The sequence below is a fragment of the Desulfogranum marinum genome, from assembly GCF_016918565.1.
GTDB classification, from domain to species: Bacteria; Desulfobacterota; Desulfobulbia; order Desulfobulbales; family Desulfobulbaceae; genus Desulfogranum; species Desulfogranum marinum.
Window position 1 is genome coordinate 32140 of the sequence record NZ_JAFFQD010000030.1, and the last position, 26628, is coordinate 58767.

Annotated in this window: 31 protein-coding genes; 8 read left to right on the top strand and 23 right to left on the bottom strand. The window is 44.8% G+C overall.

Translation table 11 applies throughout. The features are described from left to right. Positions 1 to 72: 72 nt before the first annotated feature. Positions 73 to 993 (top strand): NAD(P)/FAD-dependent oxidoreductase, encoded by a 921-nt coding sequence (locus tag JWH17_RS15840; RefSeq protein ID WP_205223610.1) that lies wholly within the window; start codon positions 73 to 75, stop codon positions 991 to 993. 90 nt (positions 994 to 1083) lie between these two features. Here JWH17_RS15840 and yjgA read toward each other — a convergent pair whose 3' ends face one another. The 3 genes from yjgA to JWH17_RS15855 all read right to left on the bottom strand — a co-directional run bounded on the left by yjgA (position 1084) and on the right by JWH17_RS15855 (position 3556). Then, positions 1084 to 1617, bottom strand: a complete 534-nt coding sequence (yjgA, locus tag JWH17_RS15845) for a ribosome biogenesis factor YjgA (protein ID WP_205223611.1) — start codon at positions 1615 to 1617, stop codon at positions 1084 to 1086. Between the two features lie 156 nt (positions 1618 to 1773). Continuing rightward, positions 1774 to 3003 (bottom strand): bifunctional phosphopantothenoylcysteine decarboxylase/phosphopantothenate--cysteine ligase CoaBC, encoded by a 1230-nt coding sequence (coaBC, locus tag JWH17_RS15850; RefSeq protein ID WP_205223612.1) that lies wholly within the window; start codon positions 3001 to 3003, stop codon positions 1774 to 1776. A gap of 55 nt (positions 3004 to 3058) precedes the next feature. After that, positions 3059 to 3556, bottom strand: a complete 498-nt coding sequence (locus JWH17_RS15855) for a hypothetical protein (RefSeq protein ID WP_205223613.1) — start codon at positions 3554 to 3556, stop codon at positions 3059 to 3061. A 457-nt stretch (positions 3557 to 4013) separates the two neighbouring features. On the opposite strand from JWH17_RS15855, the gene JWH17_RS15860 reads away from it, so the two are divergent. Genes JWH17_RS15860 through JWH17_RS15870 form a run of 3 tightly spaced genes read left to right on the top strand, consistent with a single transcriptional unit; the run spans position 4014 to position 6851 of the window. Beyond that, entirely contained in the window at positions 4014 to 4829 is an 816-nt protein-coding gene (locus JWH17_RS15860; RefSeq protein ID WP_205223614.1) for a TatD family hydrolase, read from the top strand. 9 nt (positions 4830 to 4838) lie between these two features. Next, positions 4839 to 5528, top strand: a complete 690-nt coding sequence (locus tag JWH17_RS15865; protein WP_205223615.1) for a YggS family pyridoxal phosphate-dependent enzyme — start codon at positions 4839 to 4841, stop codon at positions 5526 to 5528. A 12-nt stretch (positions 5529 to 5540) separates the two neighbouring features. Beyond that, positions 5541 to 6851: a UDP-glucose dehydrogenase family protein gene (locus JWH17_RS15870; RefSeq protein WP_205223616.1), complete on the top strand. Its 1311-nt coding sequence runs from the start codon at positions 5541 to 5543 to the stop codon at positions 6849 to 6851. A 113-nt stretch (positions 6852 to 6964) separates the two neighbouring features. On the opposite strand, the gene JWH17_RS15875 is transcribed toward JWH17_RS15870, so the two are convergent. Continuing rightward, a complete protein-coding gene (locus JWH17_RS15875) occupies positions 6965 to 7216 on the bottom strand; it encodes a PxxKW family cysteine-rich protein (protein ID WP_205223617.1) in 252 nt (83 codons plus the stop codon). A 191-nt stretch (positions 7217 to 7407) separates the two neighbouring features. Between JWH17_RS15875 and JWH17_RS15880 the strand changes: the two genes are divergently transcribed. The 4 genes from JWH17_RS15880 to JWH17_RS15895 all read left to right on the top strand — a co-directional run bounded on the left by JWH17_RS15880 (position 7408) and on the right by JWH17_RS15895 (position 11414). Next, complete coding sequence (locus JWH17_RS15880; RefSeq protein WP_205223618.1) at positions 7408 to 8613, top strand: type II secretion system F family protein; 1206 nt, start codon at positions 7408 to 7410, stop codon at positions 8611 to 8613. A 71-nt stretch (positions 8614 to 8684) separates the two neighbouring features. Continuing rightward, positions 8685 to 9980, top strand: coding sequence for a phosphopyruvate hydratase (eno, locus tag JWH17_RS15885; protein ID WP_205223619.1), 1296 nt, complete (start codon positions 8685 to 8687; stop codon positions 9978 to 9980). A 94-nt stretch (positions 9981 to 10074) separates the two neighbouring features. Further along, on the top strand, positions 10075 to 10362 hold the full coding sequence (locus JWH17_RS15890) for an integration host factor subunit alpha (RefSeq protein WP_205223620.1): 288 nt from the start codon (positions 10075 to 10077) through the stop codon (positions 10360 to 10362). 89 nt (positions 10363 to 10451) lie between these two features. Continuing rightward, positions 10452 to 11414: a ParB N-terminal domain-containing protein gene (locus tag JWH17_RS15895; protein ID WP_205223621.1), complete on the top strand. Its 963-nt coding sequence runs from the start codon at positions 10452 to 10454 to the stop codon at positions 11412 to 11414. Here the strand turns inward: JWH17_RS15895 and ribD are convergent. The 19 genes from ribD to JWH17_RS15990 all read right to left on the bottom strand — a co-directional run bounded on the left by ribD (position 11395) and on the right by JWH17_RS15990 (position 26352). Continuing rightward, on the bottom strand, positions 11395 to 12504 hold the full coding sequence (ribD, locus tag JWH17_RS15900; protein ID WP_205223622.1) for a bifunctional diaminohydroxyphosphoribosylaminopyrimidine deaminase/5-amino-6-(5-phosphoribosylamino)uracil reductase RibD: 1110 nt from the start codon (positions 12502 to 12504) through the stop codon (positions 11395 to 11397). The two genes, JWH17_RS15895 and ribD, sit on opposite strands and share 20 nt — an antisense overlap. Before the next feature lie 237 nt (positions 12505 to 12741). Continuing rightward, positions 12742 to 13206 (bottom strand): transcriptional regulator NrdR, encoded by a 465-nt coding sequence (gene nrdR / locus JWH17_RS15905; protein WP_205223623.1) that lies wholly within the window; start codon positions 13204 to 13206, stop codon positions 12742 to 12744. Between the two features lie 109 nt (positions 13207 to 13315). Then, on the bottom strand, positions 13316 to 13741 hold the full coding sequence (rpiB, locus tag JWH17_RS15910) for a ribose 5-phosphate isomerase B (protein ID WP_205223624.1): 426 nt from the start codon (positions 13739 to 13741) through the stop codon (positions 13316 to 13318). Between the two features lie 17 nt (positions 13742 to 13758). Next, positions 13759 to 15000 (bottom strand): beta-ketoacyl-ACP synthase II, encoded by a 1242-nt coding sequence (gene fabF / locus JWH17_RS15915; RefSeq protein ID WP_205223625.1) that lies wholly within the window; start codon positions 14998 to 15000, stop codon positions 13759 to 13761. Positions 15001 to 15017: 17 nt separating this feature from the next. Continuing rightward, positions 15018 to 15248, bottom strand: a complete 231-nt coding sequence (gene acpP, locus JWH17_RS15920; RefSeq protein ID WP_205223626.1) for an acyl carrier protein — start codon at positions 15246 to 15248, stop codon at positions 15018 to 15020. 81 nt (positions 15249 to 15329) lie between these two features. After that, a complete protein-coding gene (fabG, locus tag JWH17_RS15925; protein WP_205223627.1) occupies positions 15330 to 16079 on the bottom strand; it encodes a 3-oxoacyl-ACP reductase FabG in 750 nt (249 codons plus the stop codon). Next, positions 16069 to 17265, bottom strand: coding sequence for an FAD-binding protein (locus JWH17_RS15930; protein ID WP_205223628.1), 1197 nt, complete (start codon positions 17263 to 17265; stop codon positions 16069 to 16071). Before JWH17_RS15930 ends, fabG begins: the two co-directional genes overlap by 11 nt. 50 nt (positions 17266 to 17315) lie before the next feature. Beyond that, on the bottom strand, positions 17316 to 18095 hold the full coding sequence (locus JWH17_RS15935) for an electron transfer flavoprotein subunit beta/FixA family protein (RefSeq protein WP_205223629.1): 780 nt from the start codon (positions 18093 to 18095) through the stop codon (positions 17316 to 17318). A gap of 11 nt (positions 18096 to 18106) precedes the next feature. After that, on the bottom strand, positions 18107 to 19255 hold the full coding sequence (locus tag JWH17_RS24395; RefSeq protein ID WP_332468421.1) for an acyl-CoA dehydrogenase family protein: 1149 nt from the start codon (positions 19253 to 19255) through the stop codon (positions 18107 to 18109). 19 nt (positions 19256 to 19274) lie between these two features. Further along, positions 19275 to 20252 carry a beta-ketoacyl-ACP synthase III gene (locus JWH17_RS15945; RefSeq protein WP_205223630.1) on the bottom strand — a complete coding sequence of 326 codons (978 nt, stop codon included), beginning with the start codon at positions 20250 to 20252 and terminating at the stop codon, positions 19275 to 19277. A 23-nt stretch (positions 20253 to 20275) separates the two neighbouring features. Next, entirely contained in the window at positions 20276 to 21277 is a 1002-nt protein-coding gene (gene plsX, locus JWH17_RS15950; protein ID WP_205223631.1) for a phosphate acyltransferase PlsX, read from the bottom strand. Between the two features lie 9 nt (positions 21278 to 21286). Beyond that, on the bottom strand, positions 21287 to 21475 hold the full coding sequence (gene rpmF, locus JWH17_RS15955) for a 50S ribosomal protein L32 (RefSeq protein ID WP_205223632.1): 189 nt from the start codon (positions 21473 to 21475) through the stop codon (positions 21287 to 21289). A 66-nt stretch (positions 21476 to 21541) separates the two neighbouring features. After that, positions 21542 to 22063 (bottom strand): YceD family protein, encoded by a 522-nt coding sequence (locus tag JWH17_RS15960; protein ID WP_205223633.1) that lies wholly within the window; start codon positions 22061 to 22063, stop codon positions 21542 to 21544. Positions 22064 to 22275: 212 nt separating this feature from the next. Beyond that, the gene (locus JWH17_RS15965; protein WP_205223634.1) at positions 22276 to 22947 is read right to left on the bottom strand and encodes an MlaC/ttg2D family ABC transporter substrate-binding protein; all 672 of its coding nucleotides are present in this window, start codon (positions 22945 to 22947) and stop codon (positions 22276 to 22278) included. Between the two features lie 19 nt (positions 22948 to 22966). After that, on the bottom strand, positions 22967 to 23731 hold the full coding sequence (locus tag JWH17_RS15970; protein WP_205223635.1) for an MlaA family lipoprotein: 765 nt from the start codon (positions 23729 to 23731) through the stop codon (positions 22967 to 22969). 6 nt (positions 23732 to 23737) lie between these two features. Beyond that, positions 23738 to 24187 carry an outer membrane lipid asymmetry maintenance protein MlaD gene (mlaD, locus tag JWH17_RS15975; protein ID WP_205223636.1) on the bottom strand — a complete coding sequence of 150 codons (450 nt, stop codon included), beginning with the start codon at positions 24185 to 24187 and terminating at the stop codon, positions 23738 to 23740. Between the two features lies 1 nt (position 24188). Next, complete coding sequence (locus JWH17_RS15980; protein ID WP_205223637.1) at positions 24189 to 24989, bottom strand: ABC transporter ATP-binding protein; 801 nt, start codon at positions 24987 to 24989, stop codon at positions 24189 to 24191. A gap of 10 nt (positions 24990 to 24999) precedes the next feature. Continuing rightward, positions 25000 to 25821, bottom strand: a complete 822-nt coding sequence (locus JWH17_RS15985) for an MlaE family ABC transporter permease (RefSeq protein ID WP_205223638.1) — start codon at positions 25819 to 25821, stop codon at positions 25000 to 25002. Between the two features lie 102 nt (positions 25822 to 25923). Beyond that, positions 25924 to 26352 carry a PilZ domain-containing protein gene (locus JWH17_RS15990; protein ID WP_205223639.1) on the bottom strand — a complete coding sequence of 143 codons (429 nt, stop codon included), beginning with the start codon at positions 26350 to 26352 and terminating at the stop codon, positions 25924 to 25926. Positions 26353 to 26628: the final 276 nt, after the last annotated feature.

Consider the following 26628-nt stretch of genomic DNA (forward strand, 5'->3'; position numbering starts at 1 on the left):
TGGATAAATATCATCCCCTAATTGTGTAAACATACAGGGGTAATTTTTTTTCGTATAGAAGAGGAGACAAATATGCCTGAATCCGTTTACGATGTGGTGATAATTGGTGCCGGTCCCGCTGGTATACAGGCAGCAATACATGCATCGAGAAAAAAAACGCGTGTTCTCATGCTCGGTAGAATCGAAAATTCAGCTCTCTATGGGGCGCACATTGAAAACTATGCCTTTATTCCAGGCGTGTCTGATGGCTGCGACATCCTCCGGACAGGTTTAGAGCAGGCGAAATCATTCGGCACCGAGATTTCACACGAAGACGTGCTGAAAATTTCCGCCCAGAAAGATGGCTTTGACTTAACCCTGGAAACAGGAAAATCAGTCTCCACAAGGGCGCTTATCTTTGCTATGGGTGTTGCGAAAAAGAAACTGAACGTTCCCGGCGAAAAGGATTTTTCAGGTCGTGGAGTCAGCTATTGTGTGGACTGCGACGCCAATTTCTACCGAGGAGCTACAGTAGCTGTAACAGGAGACAGAAGCGCGGCTGTAGATGGCGCTCTCACCTTGCTTGATTACGCCTCTAAAGTCTACCTTATTGCCAACAAACTTGAAGTCTCTCAGGAACTCGAACACAAATTACGCGCCAGTGAAGTAGAATTTATCACAAATAGTATCCAGGAAATTCAAGGAGAAAATGCTGTCGGTTCCGTATTGCTTGATAATGGAGAAACTATTGAAACCGAAGGTGTTTTCATTGAACTGGGCTCCAAAGGCGCCCTTGAGCTTGCCACTCAAGTCGACGTTCAACTAGACATGGAATCCTTCAAGTATATCGCGACAAACAACAAACAGGAAACTAACATTACCGGCATCTATGCCGCCGGAGACATCGTCGGCCCTCCCTACCAGATGGCAAAAGCTGTCGGAGAAGGATGCGTCGCCGGGATGGAGGCTGCTACTTTTGCCCGTGCATTCAAACGAAAACTAGAAAAAGCGTAATAATCTCAACCTCTGCGACACAGATGCTACGCGCCAGCACTGCAAATATGTGTCGTGGAGGGACAGGCTTTCTACTCTCACCGAACCGTTTTATTTTCCAAAACGCTGCTGTTCTCTGATGGCCATCAGATAGCGAAAAATTTCCCTGCTGTGCCGAGGATTTCTTGTCTGAACAAATAAATATGCAAGCCTGAGCAATGTATTCTTTTCTGCCCCTGGAAGTTCCTTCGCTATGGACTCGGCAACGCTGGAATCCCATTGTTCAGTCCACTCCATAAATTCAGCTACACATTGCTTTTTAGCCTCCAGCGCTTCGTTGAGCAACGAGTCCCGCCAATACTCAATTTCATGGAACTGTTTATTTTTAACAAGTTCATTCCCTTTTCGATCAGCTAAATACTTATAGAGTTGTTCAAGGGGTTGCTCCTTCAACAGCTTGGTGATGTATTTAAGCTGTCTTTTTTTTGCTCCGCCTTTGAGTTCACTTGCCTCGTTGAGCAGTTCTTTCACTTCCTGGGAACAAGGACATTTTTCAATAACCTGGGACGACAATTTGGCCAGTTCAACCACCAGTGTTTCAATTTCCTTGATACGTCTTTTCTGTTCCGAGCGACTTATGTGCACGTTTTTTACTCCAACAATTAATTATATGAGCCCCCATACCGTCTTAATACTATTCTTGATAAACACCCAGTTCACAAAAGAGTAAAAAGAAAAGGGACGATACGCTGTAAAATAAAAAACGGGGGAAAAGGGATTACGCTCACCGTCGGCACGGATTTATCGTGCCGACAGGAGTTCTAACACTTTATTAAGAATTTGATTGGCGGTCCCCTCTTTGGAGAGAAGCGGAAGTTGGCAGATATCGGTACGGTCTATTAAGGTGACTTGGTTCGTCTCAACATCAAAGCCGGTTTTCTTACCAAGAATATCATTGACCACTATCAGGTCCACATTTTTCTCAGTGAGTTTGCGCAAACCTTCCTGTTGATGATTTTTGCTTTCTGCTGCAAAACCGACCAACAATTGCCGCCCATTTCTTTCCCTTCCAAGCCTGGCAAGGATGTCATTATTTTTAACGAGTTCAAGACTGAAGGTATCAGCTTTTTTCTTTATTTTATGGTGCTGTTCAACAAGAGGGCGATAATCTGCAACCGCAGCTGCCTTGATAACGACAGATGCTTCCGCAGCATGGGAAAGTACCTCTGCTTCCATCTCTTGGGCAGACTGGACCTTGACTACCTGCACCCCTGGAGGTTCAGATAAGGTTACGGGCCCACTTATCAATGTAACCTTAGCGCCGCGACGCACGGCTGCTCTTGCAAGAGCATATCCCATCTTCCCACTGGACCTGTTAGTCAGATAGCGGGCGGGATCAATAGCCTCTCTGGTAGGCCCGGCAGTGATAACGATATTTTGTCCAGTGAGATCATCAGGACACAGTACCTGCAGCAATTTCTCCCTGGCCACATCCCAGTCAGGAAGCCGTCCATCGCCAACTTCCCCACACGCTAACGAACCGCTGTCCGGGGCGACCACATGGTATCCGTAGTCTTCCAATTTCTTGATATTTTCTTGTGTTGCGGGATGGGTGAACATGTTGGTATTCATTGCCGGACACACTATAACAGGTTTTTGAGCTGCCAATACTGTAGTGGAGACCAAGTCGTTAGCCATGCCCCGGCTTAATCGCGTCATGGTTTGAGCTGTAGCAGGAGCCACGAGCACCACGTCATTATCTCGTGACAGATTGATGTGCGCCATTACCCCTTCCTGATCCTCCTCAAACATATCATGATACACCCGATTTCCGGAAAGAGCAGAAAAGGTCAACGGTGAAACAAACCGTTGTCCGGCACTGGTCATCATAACCGTTACAATGGCTTCCTCCTTGATTAAAGCACGAACCCATTCCGCAGCTTTATATGCGGCAATGGATCCGGTAACTCCAAGCAATACCCGCACCCCCTGCAGACCAGGTTTTGTCAGGTCCACATGTGTATTCTTCATCACAGGCTCATACCTTACTGAAATTCAAAAAAACCATTTGGGGTCATACACGCTACTATTGAGTTACAGCTTCACCAAAGGGATTTAAAGAGGTAGCTGCTGTTTCATCAATGGTCACATAAAAAGTTAACTTTGTTTTGGAGAGAGGTCCTCCCTCGCTGATAACCATCATACAGGTTTTATTGGGCTTGACAAATGCAAGCATAATATCCTTTGAAGACGTTTCCCCTACTTGCTTCCACTTGTTATCCTGCATGGATTGCACCATGTAGTCTTTCAAGGACATTACAGCAACCTTTCCCTCATACACATAAACGCCACCTCGAAAAGACTCGGTCTTAATGCCCATCGAATTTTTTCTATTCCACTCAAGTTCCGTTGGAAGAACAATATCCTGGATATCACCGGCAAAGCCGGGTACAGGTGGAAGGGAGTCAGGACTTTCGCCAGGTGCAGAGGCAACTGCTGTCTTATTACCGACACAACCCGATAAAGAAAACACCGCTACCAGCCCTGCCAAAATAATGGCATATACAACAAAATTCTTCTTCATGCAGATCATCCTCCGATCAGAGAGTGTAAGTCACCTTAAGAGACTGTATTGTTGTCTGACTGAGCATTATGATAAAATTTTCACATTCGAAATCCCCAACAGATCCCGGTGTTACCATCTACACATAAGCTACCCCTGATCAACAAATTACATTTCCTAAGGCGCCCTGTATTGCAGCCTGTTTCGATACAGTGAGAAAGTGGAGAAAGTACCCAGTATTCCACTGCTCAAAAAAAACTATTGTTCAGGCTAACTTTTTTACAAACAAATACTTGGTTGTAAAAAAATAAGGTTTTAATGTCAATAAACATTCACTATGCTATATAAGTCTTTTTTTGTTGCAGAGACGCACCAGTCCGTTATACGAAGCAAGGCTTTTTCGCATTATTTTCATTTATACAAAATAAACGAAAACAACCTACTAGAGAGAACGTCACCAATATTTACTTACACATATATGCAGAATACATCGCCCAGCCCTCCCCCCGTTCTTCCTGATGCTACACTCATCGACACCCACTGCCACCTGGACATGCAGGCATACGACAGCGACCTCGATCATGTTCTTGAACAAGCTGCAGACGCTGGAATACGCAACATAATTACCATTGGTATAGACTTGGCAAGTTCAAGGGCTGCGGTGAAACTTGCAGACCGATACCCGCAGATCTACGCTACTGTAGGAGTGCATCCCCACGAGGCTAACAATGTAACACCGGCCATCCTTGATGAGCTCTCACTTTTATCCAAAGCCCCCAAGGTGGTAGGGTATGGTGAAATCGGCCTTGACTATGCAAAGAACTATGCTCCTCGTGAAGTTCAGCGTAAAGTGTTTGCAACACAACTGGAACTCGCCAAACAATTGGACCTACCGGTCGTTATCCATGACCGGGAAGCACACGACGAGACCATCCAACTTCTAAGAGCAACGGGTCCTTTCCACAAGCGAGGGGTCATGCACTGTTTCTCAGGCGATGTTTCTCTCGCTCGTCAGGTTATAGATCTTGGTTTTTATATTTCCATACCAGGTATTGTTACTTTTAAGAACGCCAAAGACCTTCAGGAAGTTGTCCGGGAAACAGATATCCAGCACCTTATTCTTGAAACTGATGGTCCCTTCCTGGCTCCTGTCCCTTTTCGGGGTAAAAGAAACACTCCTGCTAAAATTGCCTATACTGCGCAAATGGTGGCCGAGCTGAAGCAGATGTCACTGCATGACGTTGCTGCCATGACAACAAAAAATGCAATCGATCTGTTTCGGTTGCCGGGTTAAAACAAAAACATGATACAGGATAACTACCAAACTATACGCCAAAAAATCAGCCAATGTGCTGCAGGCTGCAACCGGGCAGCGGACTCAATCCATTTGGTTGCGGTTTCAAAGAAAAAAGAATGCGCGTTAATACAGCAGGCTTTTGACTGTGGACAAAGAATTTTTGGCGAAAATTATCTCCAGGAAGCAGCCCAAAAAATCCCTGAACTTCCATCGTCTATAACATGGCATTTTATCGGGCATCTGCAAAGCAATAAGGCCAAACAGGCTGTCAGTCTTTTTGACGTCATTGAAACTGTTGATAGCCTGAAACTCGCAAAACTCATAGACAAACATGCCAACGCCCTTAGCAAATCGATCGCTATCCTTTTGCAAATCAATATCGGAAGGGAACCACAAAAGGCAGGCGTCTTGCCTGAAGAAACGGAGTCCTTACTGCGCCGGATTTCCAGCGAAACCAAACTGCAGGTACGTGGCCTGATGGTCATTCCCCCATTTTCAAATAACCCGGAAGAAACCAGGCTCTTTTTCAGAGAGACAAGGAAACTTGCAGAGGATTTTGCCCGTAAACAATTATTTACAGACAATCAAAACGTTGTCCTCTCAATGGGTATGTCGGCAGATTTTCATGTTGCTATCGAAGAGGGTGCGACACACATACGAATAGGAACGGCACTGTTTGGTGCTAGAGATTATTAAAAGGAGAAGTTAATGCACATTACCATGATTGGCACCGGGTACGTAGGCCTGGTAACAGGGACCTGTTTTGCCGAATTCGGCCATACCGTCACCTGTGTTGACAAGGTAGAGGAAAAAATTGAAAAATTAAAAAAAGGAGTCATCCCTATATATGAACCAGGTCTTGACAACCTGGTGAAAAAAAATGTCGATGAGGGCAGACTCTGCTTTACCAGCGACCTGGCCGTATCGGTTCCATTCTCAGATGCTGTTTTCATTGCTGTCGGCACCCCCAGTTCTCGACGCGGTGACGGTTATGCGGACCTGAGCTATATTTATCAGGCAGCAAAGGAGGTAGCACCACATCTTAATGGTTACACAGTGGTTGTGGACAAAAGCACGGTTCCGGTTGGTACAGCACGGCAGGTAAGCCGCATTATCAAAGAAACTAATCCATCTGTTGATATTGATATAGCATCAAACCCTGAATTTTTAAGAGAAGGTGCCGCAATAGCTGATTTCATGCGGCCTGACAGGGTAGTAATTGGGGTTGAAACAGAACGCGCAGAGGACGTTATGCGCGAAATATACAAACCCCTTTACATCAGAGACACCCCTATTGTCAGCACGACCATAGAAACTGCAGAGCTTGCTAAATACGCAGCAAACGCTTTTCTAGCTGTAAAAATCAGCTTTATTAATGAAATTGCCAATGTCTGTGAAGCAGTGAACGCCAACGTTACAGATATTGCCAAGGCTATTGGCATGGATGGACGTATCGGCAGTAAATTTTTACACCCAGGACCGGGCTACGGTGGTTCCTGCTTTCCCAAGGATACGCTGGCCCTGATGCGTATAGTCCAGGAAAACGGTGAAAATGTTCGAGTTGTTGAAGCTGCAGTAGAGGCAAACTCAGCACAAAAAGCACGAATGGTTAAAAAAATCAGGGAAATGCTTGGCGGGTCTGAGGCAGGTAAGACTATCGCCATACTCGGCCTTACATTTAAACCGGAAACAGATGATATGCGGGATGCACCCTCCGCAACAATCATTCCGGCCCTTCTTGAAAAAGGGGCCAAAATCAAAGCACACGACCCCAAAGGTATTGAGGAGGCAAAACACTACCTGCCGGCAGGAATAGAATATGTTCAAAACGCCTATGAAGCTGCTGCTGAAGCCGACTGCGTTGTTCTAATGACAGAATGGAACCAATACAGAGCACTTGACCTGGAAAGAATAAAAGAAAGCATGAATGCTCCGGTATTTGTCGACTTGCGTAATGTATACGAACCGCAAAAGATGAAGGAACTCGGTTTTCAATATATGGGAGTCGGAAGAAAATAACGCAAAATAAAAAAGGCCTTTGTTTCTAAGAAACAAAGGCCTTTTTTTCAATAACAGCAAGAAGAAATGGTGCAGCGGATTTCCTTTCTTGCCCCGAGAAAGTTGCTGAATTACTAGGATCTTCGCTTGGAAGAAGCTCTCTTTGCAGCTTTCAACGGGTTAATTCTTACTTTCACCACTTTCACTTCCGGCTTGGAATGGGTCGCGAAATTGCAAATACCAAGACGCCATTTTGCATCAGGCTGTACATATGTGTTGCAATATTTCTTTTCATCAACCTCTACAATGCGATCACACCCTTCGCACTGCTCGACAACCGGTTGAAACGGGCCATCACTGAATTTAGCTGTATCATTTGTCTGCATCTTGCCAACTCCTGAAAAAATATAAACTTTTTCTTGAATCAAGAAAAAAACTTCCCTACAATATCATTAATTGTGACGAATTGTCACTTCACCGATAGAAAATAGATTTTATAAAGACTATTGCGCTTTCTGTCAATACCTTATATTGAACAGCCTTTAAAAACACCAGGAAGTTGTCCGGAGAAAGACTCATGCCAATTTATGTTTGGAAAGGAAAAAATAGTTACGGCGAAAAACGGAAAGGGGAACTGGAGGCACCCGACGAGAATTCTGCTCTGGCGCAACTCAGGCGAATGCGGATTGACAATGTCAAAATAAAGGAAAAGCCTAAAGATATTCTAGAGCAAATTCCGCTTTTTAAACCTAAAGTCACCGGCAAAGACCTTGTTATTTTCACAAGGCAGCTTTCAACTATGATTGATGCGGGCCTTCCGCTGGTTCAATGTTTACAAATTCTCGGCAAACAGCAGGAAAACACCACCTTTAAAAAGATAATCCTCGAGATTCAAACCGACGTTGAGACTGGTACGACACTGGCAGATTCCATGCGCAAGCACCCTAAAGTGTTTGATAACCTGTACTCAAACATGATCGAGGCAGGGGAGCTGGGAGGTATTCTTGACACCATCCTCTCCAGGCTTGCCGTTTTCAAAGAAAAAGCCATGGCTCTGCAGAAAAAGATAAAAGGAGCGATGACCTACCCTGCCATCTGTCTTGGCATTTCTCTTATTATTCTTGTTGTCATCCTTGTTTTTGTTGTGCCTGTTTTTGACAAAATGTTTCAGGAATTTGGTTCAGCACTGCCGGCACCAACGCAGATTGTTGTCAACATGAGTCATTTTTTTAAAGGTAATTTCTTCTATATTGTCATTGCAGCTGTTCTCTTCACCTGGATTTTCAAACGGATTTACAATACTGAAAAAGGTCGTCTCAAAATTGATGCGGCCCTCCTTAAATCACCGGTGTTAGGTACCCTGCTCCGCCGGGTCGCGGTCTCGAAATTCACTCGAACCTTAAGTACCATGCTGCAAAGTGGCGTACCCATACTTGAGGCACTGCAGGTTGTCGGGCGAACTTCCGGTAATAAGGTTATCGAGCGAGCTGTTTTTCGAGTCGCTGACAGTATTGCAGAGGGACGTCCAATTGCTGAACCGCTCGACGAGTCAGGTGTTTTTCCCAATATGGTTGTACAAATGATTAACGTCGGCGAGTCGGTTGGTGCACTGGACACCATGCTTGAAAAGATCGCCGATTTTTATGACGAAGAAGTAGACCAGGCGGTAGAAAATCTAACCGCTATGATCGAACCGTTTATGATGGTCTTCTTAGGCGGAATGATTGGTGGATTGGTTGTAGCCATGTATCTGCCGATTTTTAAAATGGCAAGTGTTGTTTAATTCCTTTCAATACTTATACTATTTACATTATTATATAAAATATCAAATTATAGATTTTGGAGAGTACTTTCATGGGAGAAATAGTAGATATAGTTGCGCGAGAAATATTGGACTCCAGAGGTAACCCTACAGTTGAAGTTGAAGCATACCTTGAAACCGGGGCGGTCGGCAGGGCAGCTGTACCTTCTGGTGCTTCTACAGGGAAACGAGAAGCGCTGGAACTAAGAGATACCAAAAAAAGAAGGTATGGTGGAAAAGGGGTATTGCAGGCCGTAAAAAATGTGAATGACATCATCACCCCTGCCCTTCTTGGCTTTGAATCTTCTAACCAGGTGTTGATCGACACCGTTATGCTCGGGCTGGACAATACTGCTAACAAAAAAAAATTAGGTGCCAACTCCATACTGGGCGTATCTTTGGCTGTTGCAAAGGCGACTGCAGCAGAGCTTGAATTACCACTCTATAATTATCTTGGTGGTGTCAACGCAAAAGTGCTGCCTGTACCTATGATGAATATCCTCAATGGTGGCGCCCACGCTGACAACAATGTCGATATTCAGGAATTCATGATCCTGCCGGTGGGTGCAAAAAGTTTTGCAGACGCCCTTCGTATGGGAGCCGAAACTTTTCATGCCTTAAAATCCGTGCTCAAAAAGCGTGGCCTGCAAACAGCCGGTGGCGATGAAGGCGGATTTGCCCCTAACCTGAGTTCCAATGAAGAAGCGATGGAAGCTATTCTTGAAGGAATTCACCAAGCCGGATACAAACCCGGCAAAGATATTTATATTGGTCTAGATGCAGCTGCCAGCGAATTTTACGATGCCACGGAAAAGAAATACGTACTGGCTGCTGAGAAAAAATCAAAAAAAGATGCTGACCAGTTAATCGAATTTTACAGTGACTGGGTGAGACAATACCCGCTTATATCCATCGAAGACGGTCTTGATGAAGCCGACTGGAAGGGCTGGAAAAAACTTACCCAAGAATTGGGTAACAAGATTCAGCTGGTTGGTGACGATATTTTTGTGACCAATACTGCTATCTTACAAAAAGGTATCAAGCGCGGAGTATGCAATTCCATTTTAATCAAACTTAACCAGATAGGTTCTGTAACAGAAACAATCGATGCTGTCGACATGGCACACAGGGCATCCTACACTGCCGTTATTTCGCACCGATCCGGTGAAACCGAAGATACTACAATTGCCGACCTTGCTGTCGCACTCAATGCAGGACAAATAAAAACCGGTGCTCCTTCACGCAGTGATCGAGTTGCGAAATACAATCAATTGCTTCGCATAGAAGAAGAACTTGGTGAAGTTGCGCAGTTTGCAGGCACAACAGCTTTTCATTTTCTTAATGATTGAGGATTGACAATTACGGGTATGGCTGCCTATCATATAAGTAACAGTTTAATTACAAACCAAACCATTGTAAATTCGCTTCATTTGGAGGTGAAAAATGACCTTGACCAAGGCCGATTTAGTTCAACAAGTGTATAAAACACACCCAACGTTGACAAAATCTCAATCAACTGCATCTGTAGAAACCTTTTTAACCTTGTCTAAATCGTCCCTTATCAACGGGCAGGATCTCTTGTTAAGCGGATTCGGAAAATTTAATATCAAGGACAAAAAATCAAGACGAGGAAGAAATCCTCAGACTGGGAATGAACTGATTCTTGACGCTCGTCGTGTTGTCACTTTTAAGCCTTCCGGTATTTTACGCACCCGCATAAATTCGGCATAAGAGTTCCTTCCTTTAGCATGAACAAAAGGGGCATCATGTGTTGATGCCCCTTTATCTTTTACCCCACCCCTTACTTATTGGCAGACACCGTGAAGCATGCTCCTTCGTTTCGTTTACTGGAACCCGACATCATCTCCACCCATAATGATTTTTTTCACCTGATACATGCACACACCGCACTCGACGACACATTACTTGCAAGTATTGAAAATTTCGGCATCATGCAGCCCCTGCTTGTTGCTGAGACTGAAGGCGGTGGTGGGATATTTAACCTTTTATCGGGTTTCAAAAGATTACAGGCAGCGATAACATTCAACATTCTATTGGTTCCGTGTCTCGTCCTCTCTCGCCAGACCGAGCTTGGTGAATTGTATCAATATATAGCCCAGCATAAACACCTGGATAATAATGTCAGCCCCATCGAAGATGCCCTCCTTCTCCAGCAGACGCAGCAGCACCTGGCTGACCACGAAACACTCCCTCTGCTGCAGATAATGGGATATAAGCCCAATAAACACCAGTTCAACGAGCTGCTTTCTCTACTCCAACTGGAAAAAACAGCAATGATTAGTATTCATAAGGGAAAGCTCACCCTCAAAACAGGAAAAAAGTTGAACAAGCTTAGCCAAGTAGACCAGCATCTTCTGGTGAGCCTCATTGACAAATACCATTTTGGCGGGTCAAAACAGCATAATTTTGTACAGATGGTGATTGAATTATCGAAAAGGAGACAATGCTCCATTGAACGAGTCCTTTCAACCTGTGATCAACAGAATATTACGGACGCAAAAAACATCCCCCAACAGGGAAATCAACTCCTCGACTTTCTCCAACATCAATGTTCACCGGAACTTTTTAAGGCAGAGAAGGCATTTCAATTACGCATTCATCAACTGCAACTCCCAGAACATTTTCAGCTTCAGCACAGTGCATCCTTTGAAAAAGACAGTTGCAACCTCTCCATTACCTTTGATGACATTCATGCTCTAGAGTCAAAACTTGATGCCTTAAAGGCAATGGTGCCCGCCTCACCTACCAGGGATAGCGCCTAATTCCATGAAAGAGTATGTCCGTACCAATAACTTGCGCTGAATGCTCAACAAAAAAGTTATCTTCCCTTTTTGTAAAGGATGTGTATCCTTTGACGAGCGGCGTACCGGCATCACCGATAAAAAAGGGCGCATAAAAGAGATATACTTCGTCAACTGCATCAGCATCAAGGAAAGCACCGTGAATACGGCTTCCGCCTTCGACCAAAACTGAGGTTATGCCTGCTTTGCTTAAATGTGACAGAACCTCTTTAATATCTAACTGGTGCGCCTCGTGGCCTCCGACTCTATGGACCTTAGCCCCATTTTTTTCAAGCGCCTTCTGTTTTTTTTCTTCCGCACCCTCACAGCAGTAAACCCATGTCTCTGCCTGGGATTGTTGCCGCAACATTTGTGCGTCGGCTGAAAGTCTCAGTCTGGAATCAAGCACTACTCTTAACGGATCATGCCCGCTGTCATCACTCATTCGAGTAGTAAGACTAGGATTGTCAATTAAAGCCGTATCAACACCAACAAGAATAGCATCAAACCTATCTCGCAACCTATGCACCATTTCAAATGCCTTGGCGCCGGTGATTGCCCCCCCGCTGCCCACTTGATAGGATATTCGCCCGTCTAGGCTAACCCCTGCCTTCATGACAACCCATGGCAGACCAGTGGAGACATGCTTAAGAAAGGGCAGATTTAACAATTTGCATTCTTTTTCTAATATTCCGCACTCTACTTTGATTCCATTTTCAAGCAAACGAGTTATACCATCACCGGCAACATGCGGGTTAGGATCCTTCATACCGATAACAACGCGTTCAATCCCGCTCCTCAAAATTGCCTCAGTACATGGCGGGGTACGCCCAGTATGATTGCATGGTTCAAGCGTAACGTACATTGTTGCCTGGGCAGTGTTCTTGTTTGCATCGGCAAGAGCATTAATTTCGGCATGAGGTGTGCCTGCTTTTTTGTGATATCCTTTTCCGATTATGTCGCCATCATGCACAATCACAGCACCAACAGCAGGGTTGGGAGAAGTTCGCCCTATGCCTTTTTCGGCTTCTTGTATTGCCAACTTCATGAAATGAATATCAAAATTTTCCATAATCTTCCTTTTTGAAACCTACCATAAATGTAACTCACTGGAGTGCTAAGTCCTTGATGTATAATCCCTGAAATCTGTACCTGCTCACAAGTGTCTCATATATGAACAGGAGTGTTTATTAGCAAGGTAAGCGACGACTCCGTCAGCCTATCGATAATGGAGATCGAGACCGCCCGTGGAGGTAAGCGACCGACGGAAGATTGCGAGAGTAGCTGTGAGTAGCTTAGCCATAAATAATTATTTGTCCTTTGCATTACCGAGGAAAATCTTTAATTCATCCATAAACTCGTTAACATCCTTAAATTGCCGATAAACAGAAGCAAAGCGTACATAGGCAACCTCATCTAGAGAGGGAAGCGCCTCCATCACCCACTCTCCTACTTGAGTAGTCGAAATTTCCTTCCCTCCGGCATCTTGAAGTCGTAGCTCAATAGCATCAACAAAAGCATCAATATCAGTCATGCTTACAGGAAGTTTCTCACATGCTTTTTCGAGCCCTGCTATAATTTTACCACGATCCCACGGCTCTCGCCGACCATCTTTTTTGATCAACATGGGCAGCATCAATTCAATTCGCTCGTAGGTTGTGAATCGTTGTTGACACGATGAACACGCACGACGCCTACGTATAATAGTTTTATCTTTGTTCACCCGAGAGTCAATCACTCGATTTTCGAGATGACTGCAGTAAGGACATTTCATGGCATCCTCAAAAGAAATGTAAGTATAGGTAAAAAAAAACCGGCAGCTCGTTACAAGCATACCGGTTATAAAAGTCTATGGCGACTCGATAAAATCGTAAAAAGAGCTACTATTCAAGCATATCTATACGCCGTTGGTGACGACCGCCGCTAAACTCTGTATTCAGCCAGGTATCGACAATAGCGGTAGCCAGTGACACTCCGGTCAGGCGACCACCAAGGCACAAGACATTTGCATCGTTATGTTCTCGGCTCATACGTGCGGAAAAAGGTTCCATGCAGAGTGCGGCGCGAATACCTGGATAGCGGTTTGCGGCAATAGACATGCCAATGCCGGTCCCGCATATAAGTATGCCTTTATCTGTTGTTTGCGTATCTATTGCACGGCATACCTCAGAAGCGAAATCCGGATAATCCACAGATTCTGTAGAGTAACACCCTGCATCCATTACCTGGTGGTCATGCTCCAGGAGGAAGGACATGATTTCCTGTTTCAGTTCAAATCCACCGTGGTCACAACCAATAATAATATTCACATCAGTCTCCGGGATAATTACGATGAGAACTTTTTCATAACAACCACACCATTTGTTCCGCCAAACCCAAAAGAATTTGAAATAGCAACCATAGGGTTGGCTTCTCTGGCAGTCAATGGAACGTAATCGAGGTCGCATTCCGGCGAGGGGTTATGCAAATTAACCGTTGGCGGAATTATACCCGTATCCAAGGTAAGAGCAGTAAATGCTGACTCGATTCCTCCGGCGGCTCCAAGCATATGCCCGGTCATAGACTTTGTTGAACTTACAGCTAACTTGTGTGCATGCTCTTTAAAAACAGTCTTAATAGCCTGGGTCTCACACTTGTCATTAAGCGGGGTTGAGGTCCCATGAGCATTAATGTAATCAACATCCTCTGGGTTCAGCTTCGCATCACGTAGGGCAGCTGCCATACATCGGGCACCACCTTCTCCATCCTCGGGCGGGGCAGCAATATGATAAGCGTCACTGGTCTGTCCGTACCCTATGACCTCCGCGTATATTTTCGCTCCGCGTTTTTTGGCTGATTCCAACTCTTCGAGAATAATCATTCCCGACCCCTCGGAAATGATAAAACCATCTCTGTCTTTGTCAAAAGGCCTTGATGCTGATTCAGGATCATCATTACGCGTAGAGAGGGCCTTCATAGCACTAAATCCACCTACGGCAAGTGGACAGATAACGGATTCAGTACCGCCTGTTACAGCTATGTCGCAATCTCCGTAGGCGATATGACGAAATGCCTCTCCAACAGCATGGGTGCCTGCAGCACAAGCTGTTGTCTGGGTGAGATTCGGTCCTTTCGAACCTAGACGCATGGAAATATGGCCGGAAGGCATATTTGGAATTACACGAGGAATAAAAAACGGGGTTATTTTGCGGGGTCCTCTCTCGACCATGATTTGATGATACTCTTCAATAGTCGGCAAACCGCCCATACCGCATCCGGTAATGACTCCAACCCGCTCTCTATTTTCATCGGTAATGGAAAGGCCGCTGTTTTGCCAGGCCAATTCAGCAGCAGCAATTGCATATTGTACAAACAGATCCAAATTTTTGGATTGTTTTTTTTCAAACCAGTCTTCCGTCTTAAAATCAGTTACTTCCGCTGCAATCTGCGAAGCATGACCGGTAGCGTCAAATCGAGTAATCGGCCCTATACCACCGCGGCCATTAACGAGACTTTCCCATGTCTTCTCAGTTCCTGTACCAAGAGGAGTGACTAATCCGATACCTGTAACAACGACCCTTCTTTTCACAAACTTATCCTTACTTACTATTGAATTTTTGCTACAAAATCGATAGCGTTTTGCACAGTTGCAATTTTTTCAGCTTCCTCATCAGGAATCTCAACATCAAATTCTTCTTCCATAGCCATAATAAGTTCAACCAGATCAAGAGAATCTGCACCAAGATCATCCACAAAAGAGGCTCCAGGAACCACCTTTTCTTTATCTACACTCAACTGCTCTACGATGATATCAATCATTTTTGCTTCAACTGCCATTGTATTCTCCTAAATATAAATTTAATTTCTGAATGTAAAACAGATAGCAACTGTTTCAGCAGTGTCAATACTGAAGAGTCACTAATTCCCCATATACATGCCGCCATTAACGTGAAGAGTCTGACCTGTGAGATAATCACCACCTGGAGAAACGAAAAAGGCTACAGAAGCAGCCACATCTTCAGGGGAACCAAGGCGGCCCAAAGGGATTTGCATTTTAATTGCATCCTGTACTTCCTGGTCAAGTTCTTCAGTCATGTCGGTAACAATGTATCCGGGTGCCACGCAATTAACAGTGATATTGCGACCGGCAAGTTCCCTGGCCATGGATTTAGTAAAACCAACAAGCCCAGCTTTAGCTGCGCCATAGTTGACCTGACCTCCATTACCAAGAAAACCAATAACCGAACTAATATTAATGATTCGCCCCCACTTTTTCTTCATCATGGGACGCATTGCAGCCTTACTGCAATTAAAGGCACCTTTAAGATTAGTATCAAGCACATCATCCCAATGGGATTCTTTCATACGTGCCATTAATCCATCTCTTGTAATGCCGGCGTTATTAACTAAAATATCAATACTTCCGTATTGATCAATAATAGCTTTTATATTTTTCTGAACGGCCTCAGTGTCTGCCACATTAAACTGGCAAGTGAAGCCCTGCCCGCCCACAGTTTTTACCTGTTCTAAAGTCTGCTCGGCAGCCGCTGGATTGGACACATAGTTAACGCCCACCAAAACGCCTAACGAGGCGAGTTGAGTACAGACTGCCCTGCCAATCCCCCTGCTACCACCAGTAATAAGTGCTACTTTCCCTTCAAGACTCACTTTTTACCTCCTGAATTCTTTTAATAAGAGCAGGTATGACATCGTAAAGATCCCCAACAATACCGTAGGTAGCAAAATCAAAAATAGGCGCATTTGCATCTCGGTTGATGGCAACAACAATATCAGAAGACTGCATGCCTACGGCATGCTGGACAGCACCTGAAATACCACAGGCTATATACAATTTTGGGTTAACTGTTTTTCCGGTTTGTCCCACCTGATGAGGATAAGGAATCCAGCCGGAATCTACTGCAGCGCGGCTGGCTGCTACAGCTGCTCCGAGTTCATCTGCCAGTTCCCGAATAAGCTCGAACCCTTTTGCAGAATCAAGTCCACGCCCACCGGCAACCAACGTCTCGACCTCTTGTATATTCACCTGGTCTTGGTCACTCACCACGGTTTCTAAGATTTCTATTTTGGACGAAACAGCATTGGGTTGAACCTCAATGGATTCAATGACCCCGACCCGACTGCTATCAGGTTCAAGGGCAGCCATTACCTTGGGTCTCACCGTAGCCATCTGTGGTCGGGTATCAGGGCATACAATAGTGGCCATTATATTACCGCCAAATGCAGGCCGGGTTTGCAGCAACATCCCGTCGCTTTCGCGAATTTCCAACCGAGTGCAATCAGCAGTCAATCCGGCATCAATCAAGGTCGCCACAAAAGGAATAACAGAGCGACCAATAGCAGTGGCTCCGGCAAGGACAATCTCAGGTTTCTTTTGACGGATAATATCTTCCAGAACATATCCGTATACATCTTCACGAAATTGCTCAAGGTCATCATGCTCTGCAAGATAGACATAATCAGCACCTGCAGCAATGAGCCTATCGCTATTTTCGGCCACATTCTTACCAAGAAGAACAACACTCAAGGCAACCCCTCTGGTGTCGGCAAGTTTTCTGCCTACGCCAAGAAGTTCATAGGTTACAGGGGCAATGGCCCCGTGGCGGCATTCTCCAAAAACCATAACCCCTGCCCAGTCCGCGAAATCATCCTGTACTTTTTTATCAGCAACTTCTATTGATAGCGCTTCCACTTCGCAATTATCAACGCACGCCCCGCAAAGGGTGCAGTTATCGTCGACGACAACGCAATCATCTTCTACATGAATCGCACTGAAAGGGCAGCTAGCTTCGCAAATTCCGCAAACAATACATTTGTCACAGTCTATCTTAAGCATGTTCTCGTATCGTAATATATATAAAAACAGAGGTGTGGTTATATCTTTTACTAAAAGTGGTCCTTCAGTTGTCGTACCAGCTGATCAACTTGTTCTTCTACAGTTCCAGTGAACACGGTACGATCGCCTCGCGCTTCAGGCGAAAAAACGCGGACTACCTGAGTGGGTGAACCAGTGAGTCCTAAATTTTGCGGCTCTGCTTGAATATCTGCAGCTGAAAGAGTAGGAATCGTTGCCTTTTTGGCCTTCATTTTCCCTTTCAAAGACGCAACACGAGGTTCATTAATATCTTTTACCACAGTCAACAGTGCAGGAAACGGCACCTGTACAACATCGAACCCATCATCCATCATACGCTCAACGATTATCGACTCCGTGGAGGATTGTCGCGTTTTTTGAACGCAAGTGACAAAAGGCACACCAAGCCTGCAGGCAATGCCGGGACCGACCTGTGCGGTATCACCATCAATGGCTTGCTTGCCACATAAGGTTAAATCGACTTTGCCTAAGGTTTGTATTGCCTTTGCCAAGGTATAAGAAGTTGCCCACGTATCAGCGCCGGCAAACGCACGGTCCGACACAAGTAAAGCCTGGTCAGCCCCGCAGGCGATTGACTCACGCAACACTTCTTCTGCCTGCGGCGGCCCCATTGTAATAACGGTTACAGTGCCGCCGTGTTCTTCTTTCAAAGCAACGGCTTCTTCAAGGGCATGCCGATCATATGGATTCATGATCGATTCCACACCTTCTCTAGCCAATGTATTTGTTTCCGGGTCAAGGCGGACATCTTTGGCATCCGGTACCTGTTTGATACACACTACTATATGCATGGGCTCAGCTATTATGAATATTCTTTGTTGAGTTCCTGGCCTACCACATTACGCTGAATCTGGTTTGTACCTTCATAGATTTGCAAAATTTTGGCATCACGCATCATTTTTTCGACAGGATACTCTTTCATATACCCATAACCTCCGAGTACTTGAACAGCATCCGTTGTGACCTTCATTGCCATATCTGTAGCGAAAACCTTGCACATTGAAGAGGCTTTGGACATATTTTTTGGATTATTAGCAATATGGCGTGCTGCAGAGTACACCAAAGCACGTGCAGCTTCGAGTTGGATAGCCATGTCCGCAAGAATATGTTGAACAGCCTGGAAAGAAACAATAGGTTTACCGAACTGAACACGCTGTTTGGCATAGATAACAGCCTCATCCAATGCACCCTGAGCGAGTCCTACTCCAAGAGCTGCAATACCTGGTCGAGAAATATCCAGCGTCTTCATGACAGTTATAAAGCCTGTACCTTTTCTTCCTACCATTCGTTCTTTGGGAATCCGGCAATCTTTTAAAATAAGTTCCCTCGTGGATGAAGAACGGATACCCATCTTATCTTCTTTTTTACCATAAGAAAAACCAGGATCGCCGTCTTCCACGACAAAAATAGAAGCTCCCCGAGCGCCTTTTTGGGGATCAGTCAAGGCTATAATGGTGTAAATCTGCGCCTCTCCACCGTTGGTTATCCATTGCTTAGTGCCATTGAGGACCCATTCATCGCCATCCAGGACAGCAGTTGTCTGGATTCCAGAGGCATCACTGCCTGCGTTTGCTTCCGTTAATCCAAAAGCAGCAAATTTTTCTCCAGTTGCAATGGATGGCAAATATTTCTGCTTCAGCTCTTCACTACCTGCAATAAGAACAGGATAAATACCAAGGGCACTTGCGGCAAAGCTAGTTGCAACGCCGACACAACCCCGTGCCAATTCTTCCAAGGCCAGGGCTATATCAAAACAGCCCCCACCAAACCCGCCGTATTCTTCAGGAACAAAAATACTGAAAAGATCAGCCTTGGCAATATCCTTCAAAATTTCGCGGGGAAATTCATTTTTCTCATCAAGTTCGGCTCGAACGGGGATGATCTTCTCGTTGGTAATTTCCCTGGCGGTATCAACGATCATCTGTTGTTCTTCAGTTAAAAAATACTCCACGAGTCTCTCCTTGGTGTTTTTACCAACGCATAAGTAACGATGCCCAGGTTAAACCGGCACCAAAAGTACAAAGCAGAACAAGGTCGTTTTCTTTGACCCTTCCTTGCTTATTGGCTTCATCCAGAGCTATTGGGATACTGGCGGCAGAAGTATTGCCGTATTTATCTACATTGATAAATAATTTATCATCGGGAATGTTCAGTCGCTGCTGCAATTTGTTCAAAATCCTGATATTTGCCTGGTGCGGTATCACCAAGTCAATATCCTCAATTGTCAGCTGCTGTTGTTCTAATAATTCTACAACGACATCGTCCATGGCGCGAACGGCCTGTTTGAAGATATCACTGCCGTTCATGCGTATGAGGGCGCCTTCCCAATCACTCCCCTGTAATTCAGGATTTTGACTCTCCGGTCCATCCATATGCAACAGGTTCCAGAGTCGGCCGTCTGAATGGAGCTTACTCCCTAAAACACCTCGGCCGTCTTCACTCCCGCCAAGTACTGCCGCGCCGGCACCATCGCCAAAAAGCACACAGGTGTTTCTATCCTTCCAGTCAACTCTGGTTGAAAGAGTTTCTGATCCTATAACCAACACCTTCATCTCAGGTTGGCTTTGAATATATTTACTTGCCAGATCAAGACCGTAGGTAAAACCTGTGCAGGCCGCATTGATATCATAGGCAAAGGCGTTGGTGGCCCCAAGTTCAGCCTGCACAAAACAGGCTGTAGAAGGCATTATTTTATGCGGAGAAAGGGTTGCCACAATGATCATGTCCAACGCAAGAGGTGACAAACCCGCCATTTCCAAAGCGCGTTGCCCAGCGAGAGTAGCCAGTCGAAAGTTCTCTTCACCTTCGCCGGAGATCCGCCTGGTTTTTATCCCTGTCCTACTGGTAATCCATTGATCAGAGGTGTCAACTATCTGCTCAAGTTCGGCATTGGTTAACGTTTTTTGAGGCAGGCATGAACCTGTCCCTAATATCAAAGCTTTACTCATTCTTTTGCCTCGAGAAGGCCTTATTATTGCCGAAGCGCCTGTACAATAACATTGTTTACCTTATTGCAGACCATGTCTGATGCAACTTTTATGGCGTTACGGATAGCAGTGGCATTGGATGTCCCATGACAAATTATACCCGTCCCGTTTATACCAAGCAAAGGTGCACCACCATATTCAGCATAATCGACCTGTTTGCGAAAATCAGCAAAGGCCTTGCGAATAAGCAGGTATCCGATTTTGGCTCGCCAGGTTTTCATAATTTCTTTTTTCAACATCTGCATAGCGGCTTCGGCCAGCCCTTCACTTATTTTCAGTGAAATATTGCCGACAAACCCATCACAGACAATTACATCGACATCACCTTTATAGACATCCCGCCCTTCAACATTACCAACGAAGTTCATGGGGCCGTGCTTAAGGAGGTCATATGTCTCTTTGACAAGCGCGTTGCCTTTTCCGGTTTCTTCACCGATACTGAGTAAACCAATCCGAGGGTCTCTAATATTAAGTAAAAGACTGGAACAAGATGAAGCCATGACAGCAAATTGATACAGGTGCTGTGGGCGACAATCCACATTAGCACCAATATCCATCAACATAACAGGACGTTGCAATGTGGGGAAAAAGCTGGCAATACCAGGTCTTGACACACCGGAAAGACGACCCAGTTTACGCACACCTGCGGCTAAAGTCGCCCCAGAGTTCCCAGCGGACACGACAGCGTCTGCATTTCCAGATTTAATCAGATCAAAACCCACCATAACAGTGGAGTTTTTTTTCTTTCGCACGGCGTCAACTGGAGATTCATCCATCCCGACGACCTCGGGAGCATGTTGAATCTTCAGCCGATCGGCTATATCTCCAGGCTTACCTGTTACAGCGCCGGCGAGTTGACCATGGAGGGAATCAGGACCAACTAAGATAACTACGAGATCCTTCTGCTCTTCAACGGCTGCAATAGCACCTTGAATAAGCATTTCCGGTCCATGGTCCCCACCCATGGCATCGAGGGCTATTCGCACAGTTGCCGCCTAGTTAAGTTCATCCTCTAACTGGATGATATTTTTTCCTTTATAAACACCGCACCCACCACAAAGCTGATGGAGCATTTTGGGTTCACCGCACTCTGGACATTTGCTCACACTTGGTTGATTCAATGAATCATGAGCGCGTCTTTGCCTGGTGCGTGATCGGGAATGTCTTCTTTTAGGTAAGGCCATTTTTTATTCTCCTTATTTATACTCAACGCTTTCAGCACACGTCTTGACAACAGGTGCTGAAAACAATCAATCATTTTTTTTTAAACGTGAAAGCACTGCAAACGGTGAATTGGTAGGAGTATTTTCGCAATCACAAACAGTGATATTCAAATTCTCACCACACCGGCTACAGATGCCTTTGCATCCTGGGGAACAAAGCTTCTTTTGGGGCAATGCCAGTAGGATTTGCTGACGAAAGACCTCATCGCAATCTATGATGGGTTCATCCAAAAAAATTATATCCATCTCACTGGAAGTACATTCGACTTCTTTAAGCTGCCAGTTCTCAGTGCCACCTGTTTCAAATAAAATATGAAAAGAGGTGTTTATAGGATAGGCAAATGGCACCAGGCATCGATCACAGTTGATAACAGGTGTAACAAGCAAGATTCCGCTCATCTCAACCTGGGTTTCACTTTTCCTCTTAAGGGTAAAAGTAAAACGGCTCTCACCCTCTATGGAAACGATCTCTGCCTGCTCTAAGCCAGTAACTTCAAATAGTTCAACCTGATTTCCATGGGGTGAAATCTCGGTAAATCGAAGGCGCATGATACACTACCCCGTGGTAACAGTGGTAATTTTCGTCAAAGCTGCTTTATATACACAAAAATGAAGAAGAAAGCCAACGAAAAATAAGGGTAGGTGATTTGAGATGTTCCCCTGCAATGAAATATCTCTTTATTCGGGTTGCAAGGCGTCCCCTATGAGAGGCTGAAAAAGATGAAGAAGCCTGTCACGTTTTTCTAGTTACAACACGGCTCCTACTCTTCGCCTGTAGTCTCTTTTTCTATAGCCGTTATTTTTTTTTCAATCTCCCCAACTAGATACTCGTAGCCATCCGCACTTATGATTTGGTCGAATTGTTCCTTATAGTTGCGAACCAGACTAACCCCTTCAACCACGACATCATAAGCCATCCATTGGTCTTTCCGCAGTAACATAATATACGACACAGGGATGCTTTTACCTGAATCTATAAGCAACGTCTGCACTTCAGCTCGCTCCCCGCGGATTCGTTGTTTTTTGTATTCAATTTCCTGGCCGGCATATTCTTCTATTTTCCCAATATATGCGTGCTCCAAAAGACGGGTGAATAATTCTTCAAACTCGGCTTGCTGCTCACTTGAAATTTGCTTCCAGTGTTTTCCCAGAACTCGCTTAGACATTTCCTGAAAATCAAATCGCTCTCTTGCAACATCGATAACCCTTTGACACAGGGTACACCTCGCCCCTTCTCTAAGCTCCTCGTCCTGTAGAATAGCGATTACCTTTTCAATAAAGGGTTTCAATTGTTCGGTAGGATCTGGAGCGGAGGCGCATACTTTTGAGCCAGGTACCAGAAGTGCTGCCAACAGAACAAGAAGATACAAAGCCGTCCATGTGCTGCGCCGTCGCTCTTGCCTTTGGAATGGTATACTTCGAAAATAATCCATGGAGTTATATCCTTAGAGCTTAAAATTCTACTTGAAAATCAGTATGGTCTCTTATTTTTTTTCGATTTTGAAAATAACTATTCCGCAAAGCTACATAAGGGTCAAAACTTAACTTTTTCAAATCATCATACACATTCAAGTACAGCGAGAGCTTATTTGTCTCTTTTCCAGCATAAATAGCCGCAAGAGTAAGATAATCATCCGACCAGAAATAATAGGGAGACATTGTCATAGCATCTACTACTGTCCCTGTGATATCTCTTAAGGTCGATGAACCATAGAGAGGAACAACCAGGTAAAAGCCATCACCAACTCCCCAGGTTGCGAGTGTTTCGCCAAGAGAAGCTTCAATCATGGGTATCCCGAATTCTCTTGTAGCTGGATTACCAAGTCCAAAAACTCCAGCAACAGAATTAATCGCAAAACGAGATAACACCCACATGGACTCCTCAAAACGCCCCTGCAAAATACAATTCACGAAACGAAGCGGTTCTTCCAAATTTCGGAAAAAATTCCAGACACAACCCCGTATGTCGGTAGGGACCACTGTACTGTATCCCGTGGCCAACGGTTTCAACAGGTACATGTATGCAGAATCATTAAAATCAAAAATAAGCCTGTTAAACGGCTCTATAGGATCATTAACAGCCGCGCTTTCCAGTTCATCCAGGTAGAAGTCATCATCAAGGAAGTCAACTTCTTCAGCACTCAACGTCGGCGCAGTTATCAATAACAAAAAAAACAGGATAACTATACGATAGATTATTAAGTTCCGGTAAACCATAACCCACTATTTAACCTGTCCAAATGCAAATTTCGAAATGAGGGATTCAAGATCAACCGAGGATTCCGTGTCAACAATCAAATCACCGGGCCCATATAACTCATCATCACCACCCAAGGAAATCTGCAGAAATTTATCGCCGATAATTCCCTGTGATTTAACAGATACAATGGAATCTATTGGTAACTGAACACTGTTGTCAAGTTGCATAGTCACCACGGCTAATCCGTCTTCACTGAGTTCGAGCTCCTTTACCAAGCCCACATTCACCCCTGAAATCTGGACGTCTGCGCCGGTCTTTATACCCGAAATATTATGAAATTCTGCTTGGATATCATATCGTTTTACCCCTGTAAGCCATGGGACCTCGCCGAGTTGCAACGCAAGCCAACCAAATGCACTAAAACCGGCAATAAGGAAAACACCTACCAACACGTCGAAACGGGAATACCGCATTCTACTCACCTTTAATTTCAGTTTCACGGGCAAGCCCAAGAGTTTTTTCAGCAAATTCAGCTATATATGGCTTTTTCGAAGAAATAATTTCATCCACATGCCCAAAGACATCAAGCTGCCCTTTATTCAAGAGGATAATTCGGTCTGCCAGATCAAAGACCTGCGGAATATCATGGCTCACAATTACAGCAGTGTAGCCCAGCCGATTTTGTACACTGGTAAAAAGATCATAAATTTCTCTGGTCATCACCGGATCAAGTCCGGTAGTCGGCTCGTCGTAAAGGACAATTTCCGGTTCGAGCTGCAATGCCCTGGCCAAGCCAACTCTTTTCTTCATACCACCGCTTAACTGTGCAGGAAATTTCTGGTCATGTCCTTCCAATTCAAGTTGTTTGAGCGTCTGGGCCACCTTTACCCTGATAGCAGATTCATCAAGCTGAGTTCGTTCGCGCAGCGGCAAGGCTATATTTTCAAAGACAGATAAAGAATCAAAAAGTGCCGAGCCCTGAAAGAGGACACCAAACGACATTCTCAAATCCTGCAGAGCCTTGTACCCCATGTTACTCACGTCTTTGTTGCCAATATAGATGGCACCACTGTCAGGCTGCAGCAACCCCAATATCAATTTAAGGATAACACTTTTCCCTTGACCGCTGCCACCTGCAATAACGGTTGTCTGCCCCTTTGGAATGGAAAAATCGACATGGTCCAGAACAACGTGCTTACTGTCGCGGGTACCAAATGATTTCACTACGTCTACAAATCGAATGGCATATTCTTGGGGGTTCTGGTTCTTTTCCATAAATCGTATATCAGATCAGTATTGCAGTCAGCAGGTAATCAAAAACTAGAATTGAGATGGACGCGACCACCACAGCCTGGGTAGTCACTTTACTCACACTTTCTGCGCCAAAACCGGCACCTCGAATCTGTTGAACAAAGTACCCTCTACCAGCGCATATCCAGACAATCAGTAATGCAAAAACAAAAGACTTCACAACACCGAGCCGAATGTCATGATTGGTGACACTTTGTTCCATGCTGGCAAAGTAGGCACCAGCATTCACGCCCATAAGCTTCACCCCGGCAAGATATCCACCAAATATACCAACAACATCAAAAAAAGCTGTTAATAACGGCACAGCAATAATTGTAGCCAGCACCTTAGGCGAAATTAAATAACGAAAAGGGTCAATAGCCATACATTCCAGGGCGTCGATTTGCTCTGATATTCGCATAATGCCAATCTCAGCACACATGGCTGATCCTGCCCGACCGGTGACCATCAACGCTGTCAAAACAGGGCCAAGCTCCATAACTAAAGTCAAAGACACTGCAGAGCCCAACATACCTTCTGCGCCGAACTTGCTCAGCGAGTAGACCCCTTGAAGCCCAAGAACCATACCTGAAGATAATGCGGTAAAAAATATAACGGTCAAAGACCCTGTCCCTATAAAATGGAGCTGCTTAATCAACTCCTGGCTTCTAAAAGGACGCTTAAATATACTAATAAGGGAGAAAAAAAGGAAGATACCCATCCTGCCAAGGTCCCGTAAGAAATAAATAGACCCATCGCCAATGGCTCCTAAAAAGCTACCCACAAGAGTCGATAATTTTGTTGTTTCAGCATTCATGGCAAAATGTCGTCATTGAGTTCTACTGGAAAATACAAACTAGGGAAACTAGGATACAGGAAAAGAAAATTCATGCACTCTATTTGTGCGGCCCGTTATTTTCTATCCACTTGCAGAATCGGTCTTTTCGATATTTGAAATGAGGGAAAAATCTTCGAGGAAATCTTTGGCAATCCCAATGGGATCATCTGAGGCATACAGTACCATGGTTTGAAGAAACATAAAACTGTCATCTTCCATATCGGTAAATTCTACTGCAATACCAGCAGGTTCAACACGGACCACTTTAGCTGAAAATTTCAGAATAAGGCTTGAATGCTCTCCCTTTTCTCGGAGTTCAAGCTGGCATTCCTCTTCTACAACATCCGCCAATGCTGCATCGCCGATGAAGAGCCCTCCCATACTGAGATTCCGAGCAGGGAACTCCCCCACAACACTATCATTGACAGACATCCTGACAGTCCGGGTGAAAATAACCCTTGTATGGCGTCGCTTTTCGGGAAGTAGCGTCGGAGCTGTAAAGCTTTTCATTCGTTGTTTTCCAGCTGTAGTAATAATTATAACCTCTTATAATATAAACAGTTGAAAATAAAAAAGCTAAATTTTCAAATTATACAAAAAATAATATGACAATGTCGCATATCCATTGAAAAAGAGGCCCCCCGTCGATTCAGCTAGAGGGTGTCTTGAAAAATGAGCAAATACGTTCAAACTCGAGGCGCATCCAAAATTTCACCACAGGCATATAATTAATATTCCAGCATTCCGATATGCCGAAGATTAAACTCTGGGCGAAACCAAGAAATC